Below are 16,222 nucleotides of genomic sequence, written 5' to 3'. Positions count from 1 at the left end.
TCGTGTATTAATGGTTTGACTCTTTCTAAGAGTCAAACCATTAATACAATAATAAACGTTAAGCGAAGTTTATTATCATATTTAATCTAACGTTCTATACCCTGATTCTTGCTCTTATCTTGGTTTTGTTCTCTTGTCCGTTCTGCTTGTCTTTGATAGCCTTCGCTGCGCTCCATATCCTGTATGGCGTTTGTGATTTCAACCGCATTGGCATAATCCTTGTATCTGCTTGGGTCTTTCTTATGTATTTCTCGCTGTGCAAGAGATTTGTAAGGCTGTACCTCATTCATGTCGCTATAGGCATAGTGAGCAAATAGCGGTTTGGCTCTTTGGTTAGGCGGTGTTGCCTTCTCGTATAACTCTACCGCTTTACTGCTAATGTCTGCGCTGTATTGGCTTATGGTGTTACTGGCAATATCTTTTACCTTCTGCCGTTGTTCTTTGCTTAGCCTTTCAACATACTCTTTAGCTGTCTTAGGGCGTGCTTGCTCTGCCTCCGCAGCTTGTGCTTTGGCTCGGGATTTTTCATCTTTTAAATCTTGTTGTTGCTGGGCTTCTAGCTTTAATCGGCGTGCTACCTCCTGTTTTTCTTGCTGTAATGCTTGCGCTTCAAGCTCCGCTTCTTTCTTAGCTTCCTGCTGTGCTTGAGCTTGACGCTCTGCTTCGTGCTTTTGCGCTAACTGGTTCTTGATTTCATCCTCTAAGTTATCATCATAAAATTCCATCCAAACATCCAGTTCAGCCATAAAATCATCATTTTTTGCTGCTAGCAATTCTCTGTATGCTTCCTTGATTTCAGGCTGTTTGAGCTGTGCCATTGTTAGATTTAGCGGCTCTCTCTGTATGCCTTGCTCTTTCAAAGACTTCATACTGATACGCTCCGAGTGAAATCCTCGCTCCAAGTGGGCGTTACAGATTTTCTCCCATCGGTCACGCATCGCTTTTAGTTCCTCTTTGCGCTCTGCTGACATCTTAGGCGTATTCGCTTTTTTCGCTCCGCCTTTTTCGGGATTTTTGCTGTTGTAGCGTTTAAAATATTGGTCAGGGTCGCGCTCAATGCCGTCTATGGTGCGTTCACTAAACATGATATGAGCATGGGGCTGTTCGTCACCGTCTAAGGCTGGTGGGTTGTGAATGGCATATTGATAGGCGTGTTTTCCGCCTATTTCTTGGGCTATCCAGTCTTCTATTAGCTCGTGGCGTTCATTTACGTATAACTCTCTAGGCAAGGTTATAACGTGTTCACGGTAGGTACTGCCGTTTTTTCTTTCGTGTTCATCTGCCATTTGCCAAAAATAGTTAGGATTATGCTCTGCCCATTTCGGCATATTGCCATGACCTCTATACTCTAATTCTTCCTTACCTTTATAATTTAGGTCTTCCTTATCTTTCATTAATTTGGCATATTTTCCTTCTCTAGCGATATATTTAGCGTGAGGACTTGCCTTGCCTTTTTTGCCAATTCCTACACTCAATCTACCGATTGCCATCACTTCACCTCTTGTCTTTTTTTGGGGTTGTTAGGGGATCGCCCCTGACTGGGGATTTCAAAGGGGTTAGACCCTTGACACGGAGTTTCTATTTTATGCAGCGAAGCGGAATAAAATAGAAACTACTAACCGTGCCTTATTTCCTCAACAAGGCTACAAACTATCTAGACTATGAAACCATTTGTCCTAATGATAAACTCAACCCAACCTCAAAACAACCAACTAAAAAGGATTGAGTATGGCTAGTATAAATGAAGATTATCTCGATGATTTAGTGAAAAGGTTTAAGGGATTTAAGTCACCCAATGATACACAAAAACTTATAATTCTACTGGGTGAAAAAGACAATAGAAGTAGTGACGATAATCGCAAAACTATCAGTGTTACTCAATGCTGAGAAAAAGGCAGACCAACTGGTAAAAGCTAGGGGTGATGCTAGACGATTAATTGATGCTGAAAAATCAAAGGCTCGTAAAACTCAATCAAGATGTAAGATTATTCTACAAAGTGCTTTTGAAAAAAATGGCAGCAGAAAATCACGAAAGCAAACGTGCTTTAAGTGAATTGACACGAAAGGCTCTTGATGAAAATTATGTATCAGATAGAGATAAAGACATAATTATCGAATATATAAATTCAAAATAATTCAAAACGCATAGGATTAGATATAAGACGCTTAATTTTAGTTTTTAGTACTAGGGTAGCGAAATAATGTTTTAAGGGTACTGAGAAGGATATTCTAGCGTTTAATAATGACACTAGTAACCTAGATGTAAACATATCTTTTAAGTTGAATAAATAAAACTACTTTTACAATCTTTTCCATTTTGTCCTTAGAAACCTCTTTTTAGCTGCATATATCTGGGTTTTTTTCTCTTTTTTTTTAAAATAAAAAAACAACTTTTCTTTTTAATTGTTTTTAAACGTTTTTAAAGAGTTTTTAGCTTCTCTGTGAGCCTTACTAGTCATAGCTTACAGAGAATAGAAAGGGACGTATTGATGTGGAGAAAGGGACGTATTGATGTGGAGAAAGGGACGTATTGATGTGGAGAAAGGGACGTATTGATGTGGAGAAAGGGACAGTGTATAATTAGTCCCTAACTTGGTTTATTTTGAGGTTATTATGGGTTACGAACAGTCAGATGAAAAGGCATTGGTCACGCTCAATAACGATATGATTAGAGCGTCTTATAAATTATCAGTGAATGAGATACGGTTAATTTTGATTGCTATTGCTCAAATGCCGAAAGGGGAGAAAGATAAAGAGTCTGCGCCACTTGATCCAATGAAGCCTTATTACATTACCAAGGCGGATTTTATTAGATTAGGTGTAGAGCCTAACAACGTGGCTAGGGAAATTCGTTCCGCTTGTAGTGATCTATTAGATAGAAAAATTTTTATTGATACGCCTATCGGTGTGCTTGGTACTCATTGGGTACATAATATATTGCATTTCAAAACCGATGTTTTTGAAGAATTGAAGAAAAAATATCCTAACTCAAAATATGATGATGATTTTATACGACAGTTAAGAAAGCATAATTTGTTAGATAGCTTACCTATGATTGCTAAGTCAGATGACAACATCATGGCTAGAATAATTTTTCATGCTGATATTATTCCGTATATTAGCGAGTTGCGACAGCATTTCACTCAACTGAAACTTGATGAAATGGCGGGTTTTAGCAGTTTTTATAGTTTTAGAGTTTACATTATGATGATGCAATGGCGTGACACTGGGCTTGTTGTATCTACCCTTGCCGCTTTTAGAGAAATGCTTGATTTAACCGATAAATATGAAGCAGTAAAAGATCTTAGAAAGCGTGTACTAGACGTTGCGATTGATGAGATTAATGAAAAATCACTCTATACAGCTAGTTATGATTTGACAGATAAAAACGGTAAATCGGGCAGAGGTTTTAAACTCACGCATCTAAAAATTAAATTTAAGCCAAAAGCGAAAATTATCAAAAACAAAGCTAAAGATAAAACCGAACGTGACGCTAATACAGCAGATATGTTTACGGTTGAAGGTCTAAATGATAACCAGCTAGGACGGATTGCTCGCAACCCTCAGTTTATTACTGACTATAATCACATGGTCAGTCCTACTAGCCCAGCTGGACAGTCGCAGCAAGGGTGGGAGTTTGAAATGATTAATCGACTAAAAAAGGACGCATCACAGTTTAAGAAGCGTCCAGTTAGGGATTATCTAGATTATTGAGGCTAGCTCAGCAGTCTGTTTTGAGTGGGTTGTTAGCTCAAATAGGGGTCTGATTACCTAATCTTGTTGAGGCATATAATACATATAAATAATTCTATGATAAGTTTTTGCACATATGAGGTGTTAGCCGCTAAAGGCTTGCAAACAAATGGAGACAGGCGAAATGCCGATTTTAAACTGGTTGAATAAAGAAGAAGCTGTCACTACTGCACGAGACTGCCCCTACCGTTTACTAGAGCAAGTACCTGCTCTATCATACGGAGAAACATATACAGATAACATGCTAATTCAAGGTGATAACTTAGAAGCGTTAAAAGCTCTCATACCTACTCATGCGGGACGTGTGAAATGCATCTTTATTGATCCGCCTTACAATACTAAAAGCGCCTTTGAACATTACGATGATAACCTTGAGCACAGCAAATGGTTATCCATGATGTACCCACGTTTAGAGTTATTGCATAAGCTACTAGCAGAAGATGGTTCTATTTGGATTACTTTAAATGATAATGAAGCTCACTACTTTAAAGTGATGATGGACGAAATATTTGGTCGTTCAAATTTTGTGGCTAATTTTATTTGGCAAAAAAAGTTTTCTCCACAAAATGATGCAAAATATGTAAGTGATATGCATGATCATATGTTTTGTTATGCAAAACATAAATCAGATTTCAAAATCAAAAAATGGGTTGATATAAACAAGAAGGACAGGGCAAAAAACTTAGATAATGATTCACGTGGAGATTGGAATTCAGTAGATTACACGTGCAATAAAAACAAAGTAGAACGCCCAAATTTATACTATGGGATTATTCAGCCAAACACAGGCGAAACTATCTATCCAAAAGAGACTGCCGTATGGCGTTACTCCCAAGAAACTCATAATTCTAATGTAGAAAACGATTTAGTTTATTGGGGTAAAACTGGTAAAAACAAAGTTCCAAGATTTAAGAAGTTTAAGTCTGAGGAGAAACAGGAAGACGAAGGTAGTGTCCCTATATCTATTCTTTTTCATACAGAGGTAGGAAACACGCAAGAAGCAAAAAAAGAATGTATCTTATTCAACGCTAGGGATCCATTTTCAACACCAAAACCAGAGAGGTTACTTCAAAGAGTGATTCATTTATCCTCTAATGAAGGAGATATAGTGCTTGATTCTTTTCTAGGTTCTGCAACTACTGCTGCCGTAGCTCAAAAAATGAATCGTAAGTTTATAGGCGTTGAACTAGGTGAGCAGGCTGTCACACATTGTCAACCACGATTAAGACAGGTTGTTGATGGTGAAAAAGGTGGGGTTTCTAAAGCGGTAGATTGGAAAGGTGGTGGTGGCTTTGAGTTTTATCGCCTAGGTGAAATCATATTTAATGAAACTGGCTCCTTAAATAAGGATATTAGCTTTCATTCTCTTGCGGCACATATTTGGTATGGCGAGACCAAAACATCCTTAAAGCAACAAGTTAAATCGCCCTTACTAGGCGTATATAACGATGTTGCCTACTACTTACTATATAACGGTATTCTTGGCGATAAGCGTCCTGATGGCGGTAATGTCTTAACATCTAAGGTTCTAGCGATGTTGCCAAAGCATCCTTTAGAGCCTAAAAATGGTAAAAAAGTGATATACGGTGAGACTAGTCGTATGGGAACTGCACGTTTGAAAAGTGAAAATATTATTTTTAAGCAAATACCATATGATGTTAAAGGGAAATAATAATGTTTGAGTTAAAAAAATATCAGACAGAAGCAATAAAAAAATTGAGTGATTTTTTTAAAGATTGTCGTGACAGTCAAGATATAAAATCTGCATTTAGCAGGTCTATTAGTGATAGTTATTTTCCTGAAAGACTTTATCGTTCCTACCAGTTCGATGGCGTGCCTTATGTCTGTGTGCGTATTCCTACAGGCGGTGGCAAAACCATTCTAGGAGCATATACAGTCTCTACTATTGCCAAGGATTACTTATCTCAAGACTACCCTATTACTCTATGGTTAGTGCCTACCACCACTATTCAGCAGCAAACAGTAGCAGCCTTAAAAAGCAATTCTGACTATACTGATCATCTGAATAAAGCGTTCAATAATCATGTCAGTATTTATGATATTGATGATGTGAATCAGATTCGCTCACAAGATATTGGAAACAAAGCGATTATAGTGGTTTCTACTTTAGCCAATCTGAGAGTGACAAAAACAACGGATCGGAAAGTTTATCAATACCATGAAAATTTTGAGCCTCACTTTGCCAAATTGTCTCAAAATCATCCAGTTTTTGAGCAGTTAGAGCGAGTCACAGAGGGCGATCTGTCTGAAAATGGTCTAAATGCAAGAGATTTAGGTAAGATTAAATACTCGTTTGCAAACTTGCTGGCTCTTTATAATCCATTAGTAATCGTAGATGAAGCCCACAATGCAAGAACTACATTAACTTTTGAGACATTAAAACGTATTCATCCAGCAGCTATTGTTGAGTTTACCGCCACACCAAACACCACTACTACCAATGGTAGTAATATTATCTTTCACGTTTCTGCTGCAAGGTTGAAATCAGAAGATATGATTAAACTGCCTATCATTTTGACTGAGCATAGTAACGGTTGGGAGGATGCGGTAAGGGATGCAGTTTTAACAAGAGACCGTTTAGCAATAAAGGCTCAACAGGATACTGATTATATCCGTCCTATAGTTTTGCTACAGGCTGAGAATAAAGGCGGTAAGGTCACTGTTGAGACGCTTAAGCAGTGTTTGATTGAGCAGCATAAAATTAATGAAAGCAGAATTGCGATAGCAACAGGCACGCAAAGAGAACTTGATGGTTTAGATCTTTTTCAACCTGACTGCCCTATCGAGTTTATTATAACGATGGAGGCTTTGAAAGAAGGTTGGGATTGCTCATTTGCCTACGTGTTTTGCTCAGTTAAGAAGGTATCTTCTAGCAAAGATGCAGAACAGTTACTAGGTCGCGTTTTACGTATGCCATACGCTAAGCGTAGGGTGATTGAGGATTTGAATAGAGCCTATGCGCATATAGCAACTGAAAGCTTAGCCCAAGCCGCTAAACAACTCACTGATAACCTGATTTCTATGGGTTTTGAAGAGATGGAAGCTGCATCGTTTATACGTCAACAAGATGCTAATCAAGCTGAATTGTTCGGTGAGAGTGATAATGCAGTTACACCACAACCAACTTCAATAAACTTAATGTTAGAGATAAAAGATACGGTGGATACCACTGTATTAACAGAACAAGACCGAAGTAGTATAAGAATATCTGATGTTAATGGTCGCCAAGTGGTTACCATTACTGGAAAAATCTCAGAAAATCTTAAAAAAGAAATTGCTAAAGTATCAGTAGAGCCTACACAGTCCATCGAAAGGTCAGTCAGTATTCACAATCAAAGTGTTCATGCTGCACTATCGCCTTCTGAAAACGGTGCTAAGTTTGCAGTAATACCAAGGCTATGTGTGATGAGCCAAGGTATGCTTGAATTGGCTGAAAAAGAAGTGTTCCTAGATGCTTTTGAGTGGAATTTGCTAGATTACCCAGCTAAAATTGATTATAAGCCTACAGAACAGACTAAAAGCTTTATAGTAGACTTGCCTGATAAAAAAGTTAAATATAGAGAGCTTAGTAAAGACCAAACTTTCAATCTTAACTTAGCTAATACAGATATAACGCAAGAAGATTTAATCAGATGGCTTGATCAGGAATGTCGCCAAAGCGATGTAACCCAGAGTATCATGATAGGATTCTTATCTAATATTATTAACCATCTGCTCCAAAGACCTGAAATCACACTGACAACGCTAGTAAGAAATAAGTACCCCTTATCCAATGCGATTACTGCGCTAGTGTCTAAGTACAGAGAACAAGCTGCTGCTAGTGGTTATCAGCAAACATTATTTGCAAATGATTCTAAAGTCTTAACTACTTATGACTTTAGCTATGAGTTTAAGGCTGATAATTACCCAATTAGTGCTAATTATTACACTGGTAGCTTTGATTTTCAGAGGCATTTCTATCCTCAAATTGAAGATATGAAAGCTTGGGGTGAGGAGTTTGACTGCGCACAGACTATAGATTCAATGGAAGAGGTTAAGCACTGGGTTAGAAATCTAGTTAGGCGTAATGAAGCCTCTTTTAGCTTACCTCTAGCACATGGAAACTTCTATCCCGACTTCATTGTTGAGATGATGGATGGGCGAATTCTTATTGTAGAGTACAAAGGTGGAGACTCTAAAACCAATCAAGATTCTGCTGAAAAACGTCTAGTAGGTGATCTTTGGGCTAAGCATAGTCAAGGTAAATGCTTATTCTTAATGGCTGTTAAGCAGGACGATTTTGGACAAAATGTTAAGCAGCAAATACTAAACATCATTAGCTAAGTGAATATCCTAAATTTCGTGTATTAATGGTTTGACTCTTTCTAAGAGTCAAACCATTAATACAATAATAAACGTTAAGCGAAGTTTATTATCATATTTAATCTAACGTTCTATACCCTGATTCTTGCTCTTATCTTGGTTTTGTTCTCTTGTCCGTTCTGCTTGTCTTTGATAGCCTTCGCTGCGCTCCATATCCTGTATGGCGTTTGTGATTTCAACCGCATTGGCATAATCCTTGTATCTGCTTGGGTCTTTCTTATGTATTTCTCGCTGTGCAAGAGATTTGTAAGGCTGTACCTCATTCATGTCGCTATAGGCATAGTGAGCAAATAGCGGTTTGGCTCTTTGGTTAGGCGGTGTTGCCTTCTCGTATAACTCTACCGCTTTACTGCTAATGTCTGCGCTGTATTGGCTTATGGTGTTACTGGCAATATCTTTTACCTTCTGCCGTTGTTCTTTGCTTAGCCTTTCAACATACTCTTTAGCTGTCTTAGGGCGTGCTTGCTCTGCCTCCGCAGCTTGTGCTTTGGCTCGGGATTTTTCATCTTTTAAATCTTGTTGTTGCTGGGCTTCTAGCTTTAATCGGCGTGCTACCTCCTGTTTTTCTTGCTGTAATGCTTGCGCTTCAAGCTCCGCTTCTTTCTTAGCTTCCTGCTGTGCTTGAGCTTGACGCTCTGCTTCGTGCTTTTGCGCTAACTGGTTCTTGATTTCATCCTCTAAGTTATCATCATAAAATTCCATCCAAACATCCAGTTCAGCCATAAAATCATCATTTTTTGCTGCTAGCAATTCTCTGTATGCTTCCTTGATTTCAGGCTGTTTGAGCTGTGCCATTGTTAGATTTAGCGGCTCTCTCTGTATGCCTTGCTCTTTCAAAGACTTCATACTGATACGCTCCGAGTGAAATCCTCGCTCCAAGTGGGCGTTACAGATTTTCTCCCATCGGTCACGCATCGCTTTTAGTTCCTCTTTGCGCTCTGCTGACATCTTAGGCGTATTCGCTTTTTTCGCTCCGCCTTTTTCGGGATTTTTGCTGTTGTAGCGTTTAAAATATTGGTCAGGGTCGCGCTCAATGCCGTCTATGGTGCGTTCACTAAACATGATATGAGCATGGGGCTGTTCGTCACCGTCTAAGGCTGGTGGGTTGTGAATGGCATATTGATAGGCGTGTTTTCCGCCTATTTCTTGGGCTATCCAGTCTTCTATTAGCTCGTGGCGTTCATTTACGTATAACTCTCTAGGCAAGGTTATAACGTGTTCACGGTAGGTACTGCCGTTTTTTCTTTCGTGTTCATCTGCCATTTGCCAAAAATAGTTAGGATTATGCTCTGCCCATTTCGGCATATTGCCATGACCTCTATACTCTAATTCTTCCTTACCTTTATAATTTAGGTCTTCCTTATCTTTCATTAATTTGGCATATTTTCCTTCTCTAGCGATATATTTAGCGTGAGGACTTGCCTTGCCTTTTTTGCCAATTCCTACACTCAATCTACCGATTGCCATCACTTCACCTCTTGTCTTTTTTTGGGGTTGTTAGGGGATCGCCCCTGACTGGGGATTTCAAAGGGGTTAGACCCTTGACACGGAGTTTCTATTTTATGCAGCGAAGCGGAATAAAATAGAAACTACTAACCGTGCCTTATTTCCTCAACAAGGCTACAAACTATCTAGACTATGAAACCATTTGTCCTAATGATAAACTCAACCCAACCTCAAAACAACCAACTAAAAAGGATTGAGTATGGCTAGTATAAATGAAGATTATCTCGATGATTTAGTGAAAAGGTTTAAGGGATTTAAGTCACCCAATGATACACAAAAACTTATAATTCTACTGGGTGAAAAAGACAATAGAAGTAGTGACGATAATCGCAAACTATCAGTGTTACTCAATGCTGAGAAAAAGGCAGACCAACTGGTAAAAGCTAGGGGTGATGCTAGACGATTAATTGATGCTGAAAAATCAAAGGCTCGTAAAACTCAATCAAGATGTAAGATTATTCTACAAAGTGCTTTTGAAAAAATGGCAGCAGAAAATCACGAAAGCAAACGTGCTTTAAGTGAATTGACACGAAAGGCTCTTGATGAAAATTATGTATCAGATAGAGATAAAGACATAATTATCGAATATATAAATTCAAAATAATTCAAAACGCATAGGATTAGATATAAGACGCTTAATTTTAGTTTTTAGTACTAGGGTAGCGAAATAATGTTTTAAGGGTACTGAGAAGGATATTCTAGCGTTTAATAATGACACTAGTAACCTAGATGTAAACATATCTTTTAAGTTGAATAAATAAAACTACTTTTACAATCTTTTCATTTTGTCCTTAGAAACCTCTTTTTAGCTGCATATATCTGGGTTTTTTCTCTTTTTTTTTAAAATAAAAAAACAACTTTTCTTTTTAATTGTTTTTAAACGTTTTTAAAGAGTTTTTAGCTTCTCTGTGAGCCTTACTAGTCATAGCTTACAGAGAATAGAAAGGGACGTATTGATGTGGAGAAAGGGACGTATTGATGTGGAGAAAGGGACGTATTGATGTGGAGAAAGGGACGTATTGATGTGGAGAAAGGGACAGTGTATAATTAGTCCCTAACTTGGTTTATTTTGAGGTTATTATGGGTTACGAACAGTCAGATGAAAAGGCATTGGTCACGCTCAATAACGATATGATTAGAGCGTCTTATAAATTATCAGTGAATGAGATACGGTTAATTTTGATTGCTATTGCTCAAATGCCGAAAGGGGAGAAAGATAAAGAGTCTGCGCCACTTGATCCAATGAAGCCTTATTACATTACCAAGGCGGATTTTATTAGATTAGGTGTAGAGCCTAACAACGTGGCTAGGGAAATTCGTTCCGCTTGTAGTGATCTATTAGATAGAAAAATTTTTATTGATACGCCTATCGGTGTGCTTGGTACTCATTGGGTACATAATATATTGCATTTCAAAACCGATGTTTTTGAAGAATTGAAGAAAAAATATCCTAACTCAAAATATGATGATGATTTTATACGACAGTTAAGAAAGCATAATTTGTTAGATAGCTTACCTATGATTGCTAAGTCAGATGACAACATCATGGCTAGAATAATTTTTCATGCTGATATTATTCCGTATATTAGCGAGTTGCGACAGCATTTCACTCAACTGAAACTTGATGAAATGGCGGGTTTTAGCAGTTTTTATAGTTTTAGAGTTTACATTATGATGATGCAATGGCGTGACACTGGGCTTGTTGTATCTACCCTTGCCGCTTTTAGAGAAATGCTTGATTTAACCGATAAATATGAAGCAGTAAAAGATCTTAGAAAGCGTGTACTAGACGTTGCGATTGATGAGATTAATGAAAAATCACTCTATACAGCTAGTTATGATTTGACAGATAAAAACGGTAAATCGGGCAGAGGTTTTAAACTCACGCATCTAAAAATTAAATTTAAGCCAAAAGCGAAAATTATCAAAAACAAAGCTAAAGATAAAACCGAACGTGACGCTAATACAGCAGATATGTTTACGGTTGAAGGTCTAAATGATAACCAGCTAGGACGGATTGCTCGCAACCCTCAGTTTATTACTGACTATAATCACATGGTCAGTCCTACTAGCCCAGCTGGACAGTCGCAGCAAGGGTGGGAGTTTGAAATGATTAATCGACTAAAAAAGGACGCATCACAGTTTAAGAAGCGTCCAGTTAGGGATTATCTAGATTATTGAGGCTAGCTCAGCAGTCTGTTTTGAGTGGGTTGTTAGCTCAAATAGGGGTCTGATTACCTAATCTTGTTGAGGCATATAATACATATAAATAATTCTATGATAAGTTTTTGCACATATGAGGTGTTAGCCGCTAAAGGCTTGCAAACAAATGGAGACAGGCGAAATGCCGATTTTAAACTGGTTGAATAAAGAAGAAGCTGTCACTACTGCACGAGACTGCCCCTACCGTTTACTAGAGCAAGTACCTGCTCTATCATACGGAGAAACATATACAGATAACATGCTAATTCAAGGTGATAACTTAGAAGCGTTAAAAGCTCTCATACCTACTCATGCGGGACGTGTGAAATGCATCTTTATTGATCCGCCTTACAATACTAAAAGCGCCTTTGAACATTACGATGATAACCTTGAGCACAGCAAATGGTTATCCATGATGTACCCACGTTTAGAGTTATTGCATAAGCTACTAGCAGAAGATGGTTCTATTTGGATTACTTTAAATGATAATGAAGCTCACTACTTTAAAGTGATGATGGACGAAATATTTGGTCGTTCAAATTTTGTGGCTAATTTTATTTGGCAAAAAAAGTTTTCTCCACAAAATGATGCAAAATATGTAAGTGATATGCATGATCATATGTTTTGTTATGCAAAACATAAATCAGATTTCAAAATCAAAAAATGGGTTGATATAAACAAGAAGGACAGGGCAAAAAACTTAGATAATGATTCACGTGGAGATTGGAATTCAGTAGATTACACGTGCAATAAAAACAAAGTAGAACGCCCAAATTTATACTATGGGATTATTCAGCCAAACACAGGCGAAACTATCTATCCAAAAGAGACTGCCGTATGGCGTTACTCCCAAGAAACTCATAATTCTAATGTAGAAAACGATTTAGTTTATTGGGGTAAAACTGGTAAAAACAAAGTTCCAAGATTTAAGAAGTTTAAGTCTGAGGAGAAACAGGAAGACGAAGGTAGTGTCCCTATATCTATTCTTTTTCATACAGAGGTAGGAAACACGCAAGAAGCAAAAAAAGAATGTATCTTATTCAACGCTAGGGATCCATTTTCAACACCAAAACCAGAGAGGTTACTTCAAAGAGTGATTCATTTATCCTCTAATGAAGGAGATATAGTGCTTGATTCTTTTCTAGGTTCTGCAACTACTGCTGCCGTAGCTCAAAAAATGAATCGTAAGTTTATAGGCGTTGAACTAGGTGAGCAGGCTGTCACACATTGTCAACCACGATTAAGACAGGTTGTTGATGGTGAAAAAGGTGGGGTTTCTAAAGCGGTAGATTGGAAAGGTGGTGGTGGCTTTGAGTTTTATCGCCTAGGTGAAATCATATTTAATGAAACTGGCTCCTTAAATAAGGATATTAGCTTTCATTCTCTTGCGGCACATATTTGGTATGGCGAGACCAAAACATCCTTAAAGCAACAAGTTAAATCGCCCTTACTAGGCGTATATAACGATGTTGCCTACTACTTACTATATAACGGTATTCTTGGCGATAAGCGTCCTGATGGCGGTAATGTCTTAACATCTAAGGTTCTAGCGATGTTGCCAAAGCATCCTTTAGAGCCTAAAAATGGTAAAAAAGTGATATACGGTGAGACTAGTCGTATGGGAACTGCACGTTTGAAAAGTGAAAATATTATTTTTAAGCAAATACCATATGATGTTAAAGGGAAATAATAATGTTTGAGTTAAAAAAATATCAGACAGAAGCAATAAAAAAATTGAGTGATTTTTTTAAAGATTGTCGTGACAGTCAAGATATAAAATCTGCATTTAGCAGGTCTATTAGTGATAGTTATTTTCCTGAAAGACTTTATCGTTCCTACCAGTTCGATGGCGTGCCTTATGTCTGTGTGCGTATTCCTACAGGCGGTGGCAAAACCATTCTAGGAGCATATACAGTCTCTACTATTGCCAAGGATTACTTATCTCAAGACTACCCTATTACTCTATGGTTAGTGCCTACCACCACTATTCAGCAGCAAACAGTAGCAGCCTTAAAAAGCAATTCTGACTATACTGATCATCTGAATAAAGCGTTCAATAATCATGTCAGTATTTATGATATTGATGATGTGAATCAGATTCGCTCACAAGATATTGGAAACAAAGCGATTATAGTGGTTTCTACTTTAGCCAATCTGAGAGTGACAAAAACAACGGATCGGAAAGTTTATCAATACCATGAAAATTTTGAGCCTCACTTTGCCAAATTGTCTCAAAATCATCCAGTTTTTGAGCAGTTAGAGCGAGTCACAGAGGGCGATCTGTCTGAAAATGGTCTAAATGCAAGAGATTTAGGTAAGATTAAATACTCGTTTGCAAACTTGCTGGCTCTTTATAATCCATTAGTAATCGTAGATGAAGCCCACAATGCAAGAACTACATTAACTTTTGAGACATTAAAACGTATTCATCCAGCAGCTATTGTTGAGTTTACCGCCACACCAAACACCACTACTACCAATGGTAGTAATATTATCTTTCACGTTTCTGCTGCAAGGTTGAAATCAGAAGATATGATTAAACTGCCTATCATTTTGACTGAGCATAGTAACGGTTGGGAGGATGCGGTAAGGGATGCAGTTTTAACAAGAGACCGTTTAGCAATAAAGGCTCAACAGGATACTGATTATATCCGTCCTATAGTTTTGCTACAGGCTGAGAATAAAGGCGGTAAGGTCACTGTTGAGACGCTTAAGCAGTGTTTGATTGAGCAGCATAAAATTAATGAAAGCAGAATTGCGATAGCAACAGGCACGCAAAGAGAACTTGATGGTTTAGATCTTTTTCAACCTGACTGCCCTATCGAGTTTATTATAACGATGGAGGCTTTGAAAGAAGGTTGGGATTGCTCATTTGCCTACGTGTTTTGCTCAGTTAAGAAGGTATCTTCTAGCAAAGATGCAGAACAGTTACTAGGTCGCGTTTTACGTATGCCATACGCTAAGCGTAGGGTGATTGAGGATTTGAATAGAGCCTATGCGCATATAGCAACTGAAAGCTTAGCCCAAGCCGCTAAACAACTCACTGATAACCTGATTTCTATGGGTTTTGAAGAGATGGAAGCTGCATCGTTTATACGTCAACAAGATGCTAATCAAGCTGAATTGTTCGGTGAGAGTGATAATGCAGTTACACCACAACCAACTTCAATAAACTTAATGTTAGAGATAAAAGATACGGTGGATACCACTGTATTAACAGAACAAGACCGAAGTAGTATAAGAATATCTGATGTTAATGGTCGCCAAGTGGTTACCATTACTGGAAAAATCTCAGAAAATCTTAAAAAAGAAATTGCTAAAGTATCAGTAGAGCCTACACAGTCCATCGAAAGGTCAGTCAGTATTCACAATCAAAGTGTTCATGCTGCACTATCGCCTTCTGAAAACGGTGCTAAGTTTGCAGTAATACCAAGGCTATGTGTGATGAGCCAAGGTATGCTTGAATTGGCTGAAAAAGAAGTGTTCCTAGATGCTTTTGAGTGGAATTTGCTAGATTACCCAGCTAAAATTGATTATAAGCCTACAGAACAGACTAAAAGCTTTATAGTAGACTTGCCTGATAAAAAAGTTAAATATAGAGAGCTTAGTAAAGACCAAACTTTCAATCTTAACTTAGCTAATACAGATATAACGCAAGAAGATTTAATCAGATGGCTTGATCAGGAATGTCGCCAAAGCGATGTAACCCAGAGTATCATGATAGGATTCTTATCTAATATTATTAACCATCTGCTCCAAAGACCTGAAATCACACTGACAACGCTAGTAAGAAATAAGTACCCCTTATCCAATGCGATTACTGCGCTAGTGTCTAAGTACAGAGAACAAGCTGCTGCTAGTGGTTATCAGCAAACATTATTTGCAAATGATTCTAAAGTCTTAACTACTTATGACTTTAGCTATGAGTTTAAGGCTGATAATTACCCAATTAGTGCTAATTATTACACTGGTAGCTTTGATTTTCAGAGGCATTTCTATCCTCAAATTGAAGATATGAAAGCTTGGGGTGAGGAGTTTGACTGCGCACAGACTATAGATTCAATGGAAGAGGTTAAGCACTGGGTTAGAAATCTAGTTAGGCGTAATGAAGCCTCTTTTAGCTTACCTCTAGCACATGGAAACTTCTATCCCGACTTCATTGTTGAGATGATGGATGGGCGAATTCTTATTGTAGAGTACAAAGGTGGAGACTCTAAAACCAATCAAGATTCTGCTGAAAAACGTCTAGTAGGTGATCTTTGGGCTAAGCATAGTCAAGGTAAATGCTTATTCTTAATGGCTGTTAAGCAGGACGATTTTGGACAAAATGTTAAGCAGCAAATACTAAACATCATTAGCTAAGTGAATATCCTAAATT

10 protein-coding genes are annotated in these 16,222 nt (G+C 37.9%); 8 read left to right on the top strand and 2 right to left on the bottom strand.

The window, feature by feature from the left end; genetic code table 11:
* Positions 1–86: 86 nt before the first annotated feature.
* Positions 87–1,475 (bottom strand): MobA/MobL family protein, encoded by a 1,389-nt coding sequence (locus tag AOC03_RS12285; RefSeq protein ID WP_227514348.1) that lies wholly within the window; start codon positions 1,473–1,475, stop codon positions 87–89.
* A 465-nt stretch (positions 1,476–1,940) separates the two neighbouring features.
* Between AOC03_RS12285 and AOC03_RS12280 the strand changes: the two genes are divergently transcribed.
* The 4 genes from AOC03_RS12280 to AOC03_RS12260 all read left to right on the top strand — a co-directional run bounded on the left by AOC03_RS12280 (position 1,941) and on the right by AOC03_RS12260 (position 8,097).
* Positions 1,941–2,135: a hypothetical protein gene (locus AOC03_RS12280; RefSeq protein ID WP_062536888.1), complete on the top strand. Its 195-nt coding sequence runs from the start codon at positions 1,941–1,943 to the stop codon at positions 2,133–2,135.
* A 478-nt stretch (positions 2,136–2,613) separates the two neighbouring features.
* Positions 2,614–3,714: a RepB family plasmid replication initiator protein gene (locus AOC03_RS12605; protein ID WP_084785923.1), complete on the top strand. Its 1,101-nt coding sequence runs from the start codon at positions 2,614–2,616 to the stop codon at positions 3,712–3,714.
* A 148-nt stretch (positions 3,715–3,862) separates the two neighbouring features.
* Complete coding sequence (locus AOC03_RS12265; RefSeq protein WP_335337858.1) at positions 3,863–5,425, top strand: site-specific DNA-methyltransferase; 1,563 nt, start codon at positions 3,863–3,865, stop codon at positions 5,423–5,425.
* 2 nt (positions 5,426–5,427) lie between these two features.
* Positions 5,428–8,097 (top strand): DEAD/DEAH box helicase, encoded by a 2,670-nt coding sequence (locus AOC03_RS12260; RefSeq protein WP_062536884.1) that lies wholly within the window; start codon positions 5,428–5,430, stop codon positions 8,095–8,097.
* Between the two features lie 102 nt (positions 8,098–8,199).
* Here AOC03_RS12260 and AOC03_RS12255 read toward each other — a convergent pair whose 3' ends face one another.
* Positions 8,200–9,588 carry a MobA/MobL family protein gene (locus AOC03_RS12255; protein ID WP_227514348.1) on the bottom strand — a complete coding sequence of 463 codons (1,389 nt, stop codon included), beginning with the start codon at positions 9,586–9,588 and terminating at the stop codon, positions 8,200–8,202.
* A gap of 253 nt (positions 9,589–9,841) precedes the next feature.
* Between AOC03_RS12255 and AOC03_RS12250 the strand changes: the two genes are divergently transcribed.
* From AOC03_RS12250 to AOC03_RS12230, 4 genes are all read left to right on the top strand, one after another.
* Entirely contained in the window at positions 9,842–10,246 is a 405-nt protein-coding gene (locus AOC03_RS12250) for a hypothetical protein (RefSeq protein WP_062536886.1), read from the top strand.
* Between the two features lie 476 nt (positions 10,247–10,722).
* Positions 10,723–11,823, top strand: a complete 1,101-nt coding sequence (locus AOC03_RS12600) for a RepB family plasmid replication initiator protein (RefSeq protein ID WP_084785923.1) — start codon at positions 10,723–10,725, stop codon at positions 11,821–11,823.
* A gap of 148 nt (positions 11,824–11,971) precedes the next feature.
* Entirely contained in the window at positions 11,972–13,534 is a 1,563-nt protein-coding gene (locus tag AOC03_RS12235) for a site-specific DNA-methyltransferase (RefSeq protein ID WP_335337858.1), read from the top strand.
* A gap of 2 nt (positions 13,535–13,536) precedes the next feature.
* Positions 13,537–16,206 carry a DEAD/DEAH box helicase gene (locus AOC03_RS12230; RefSeq protein ID WP_062536884.1) on the top strand — a complete coding sequence of 890 codons (2,670 nt, stop codon included), beginning with the start codon at positions 13,537–13,539 and terminating at the stop codon, positions 16,204–16,206.
* The last annotated feature ends 16 nt before the right edge of the window (positions 16,207–16,222 follow it).

This window comes from Psychrobacter urativorans, assembly GCF_001298525.1.
GTDB lineage: Bacteria > Pseudomonadota > Gammaproteobacteria > Pseudomonadales > Moraxellaceae > Psychrobacter > Psychrobacter urativorans_A.
Note: the sequence above shows the minus strand (reverse complement) of the source record. Positions and strands in the feature narration are given on the sequence as shown.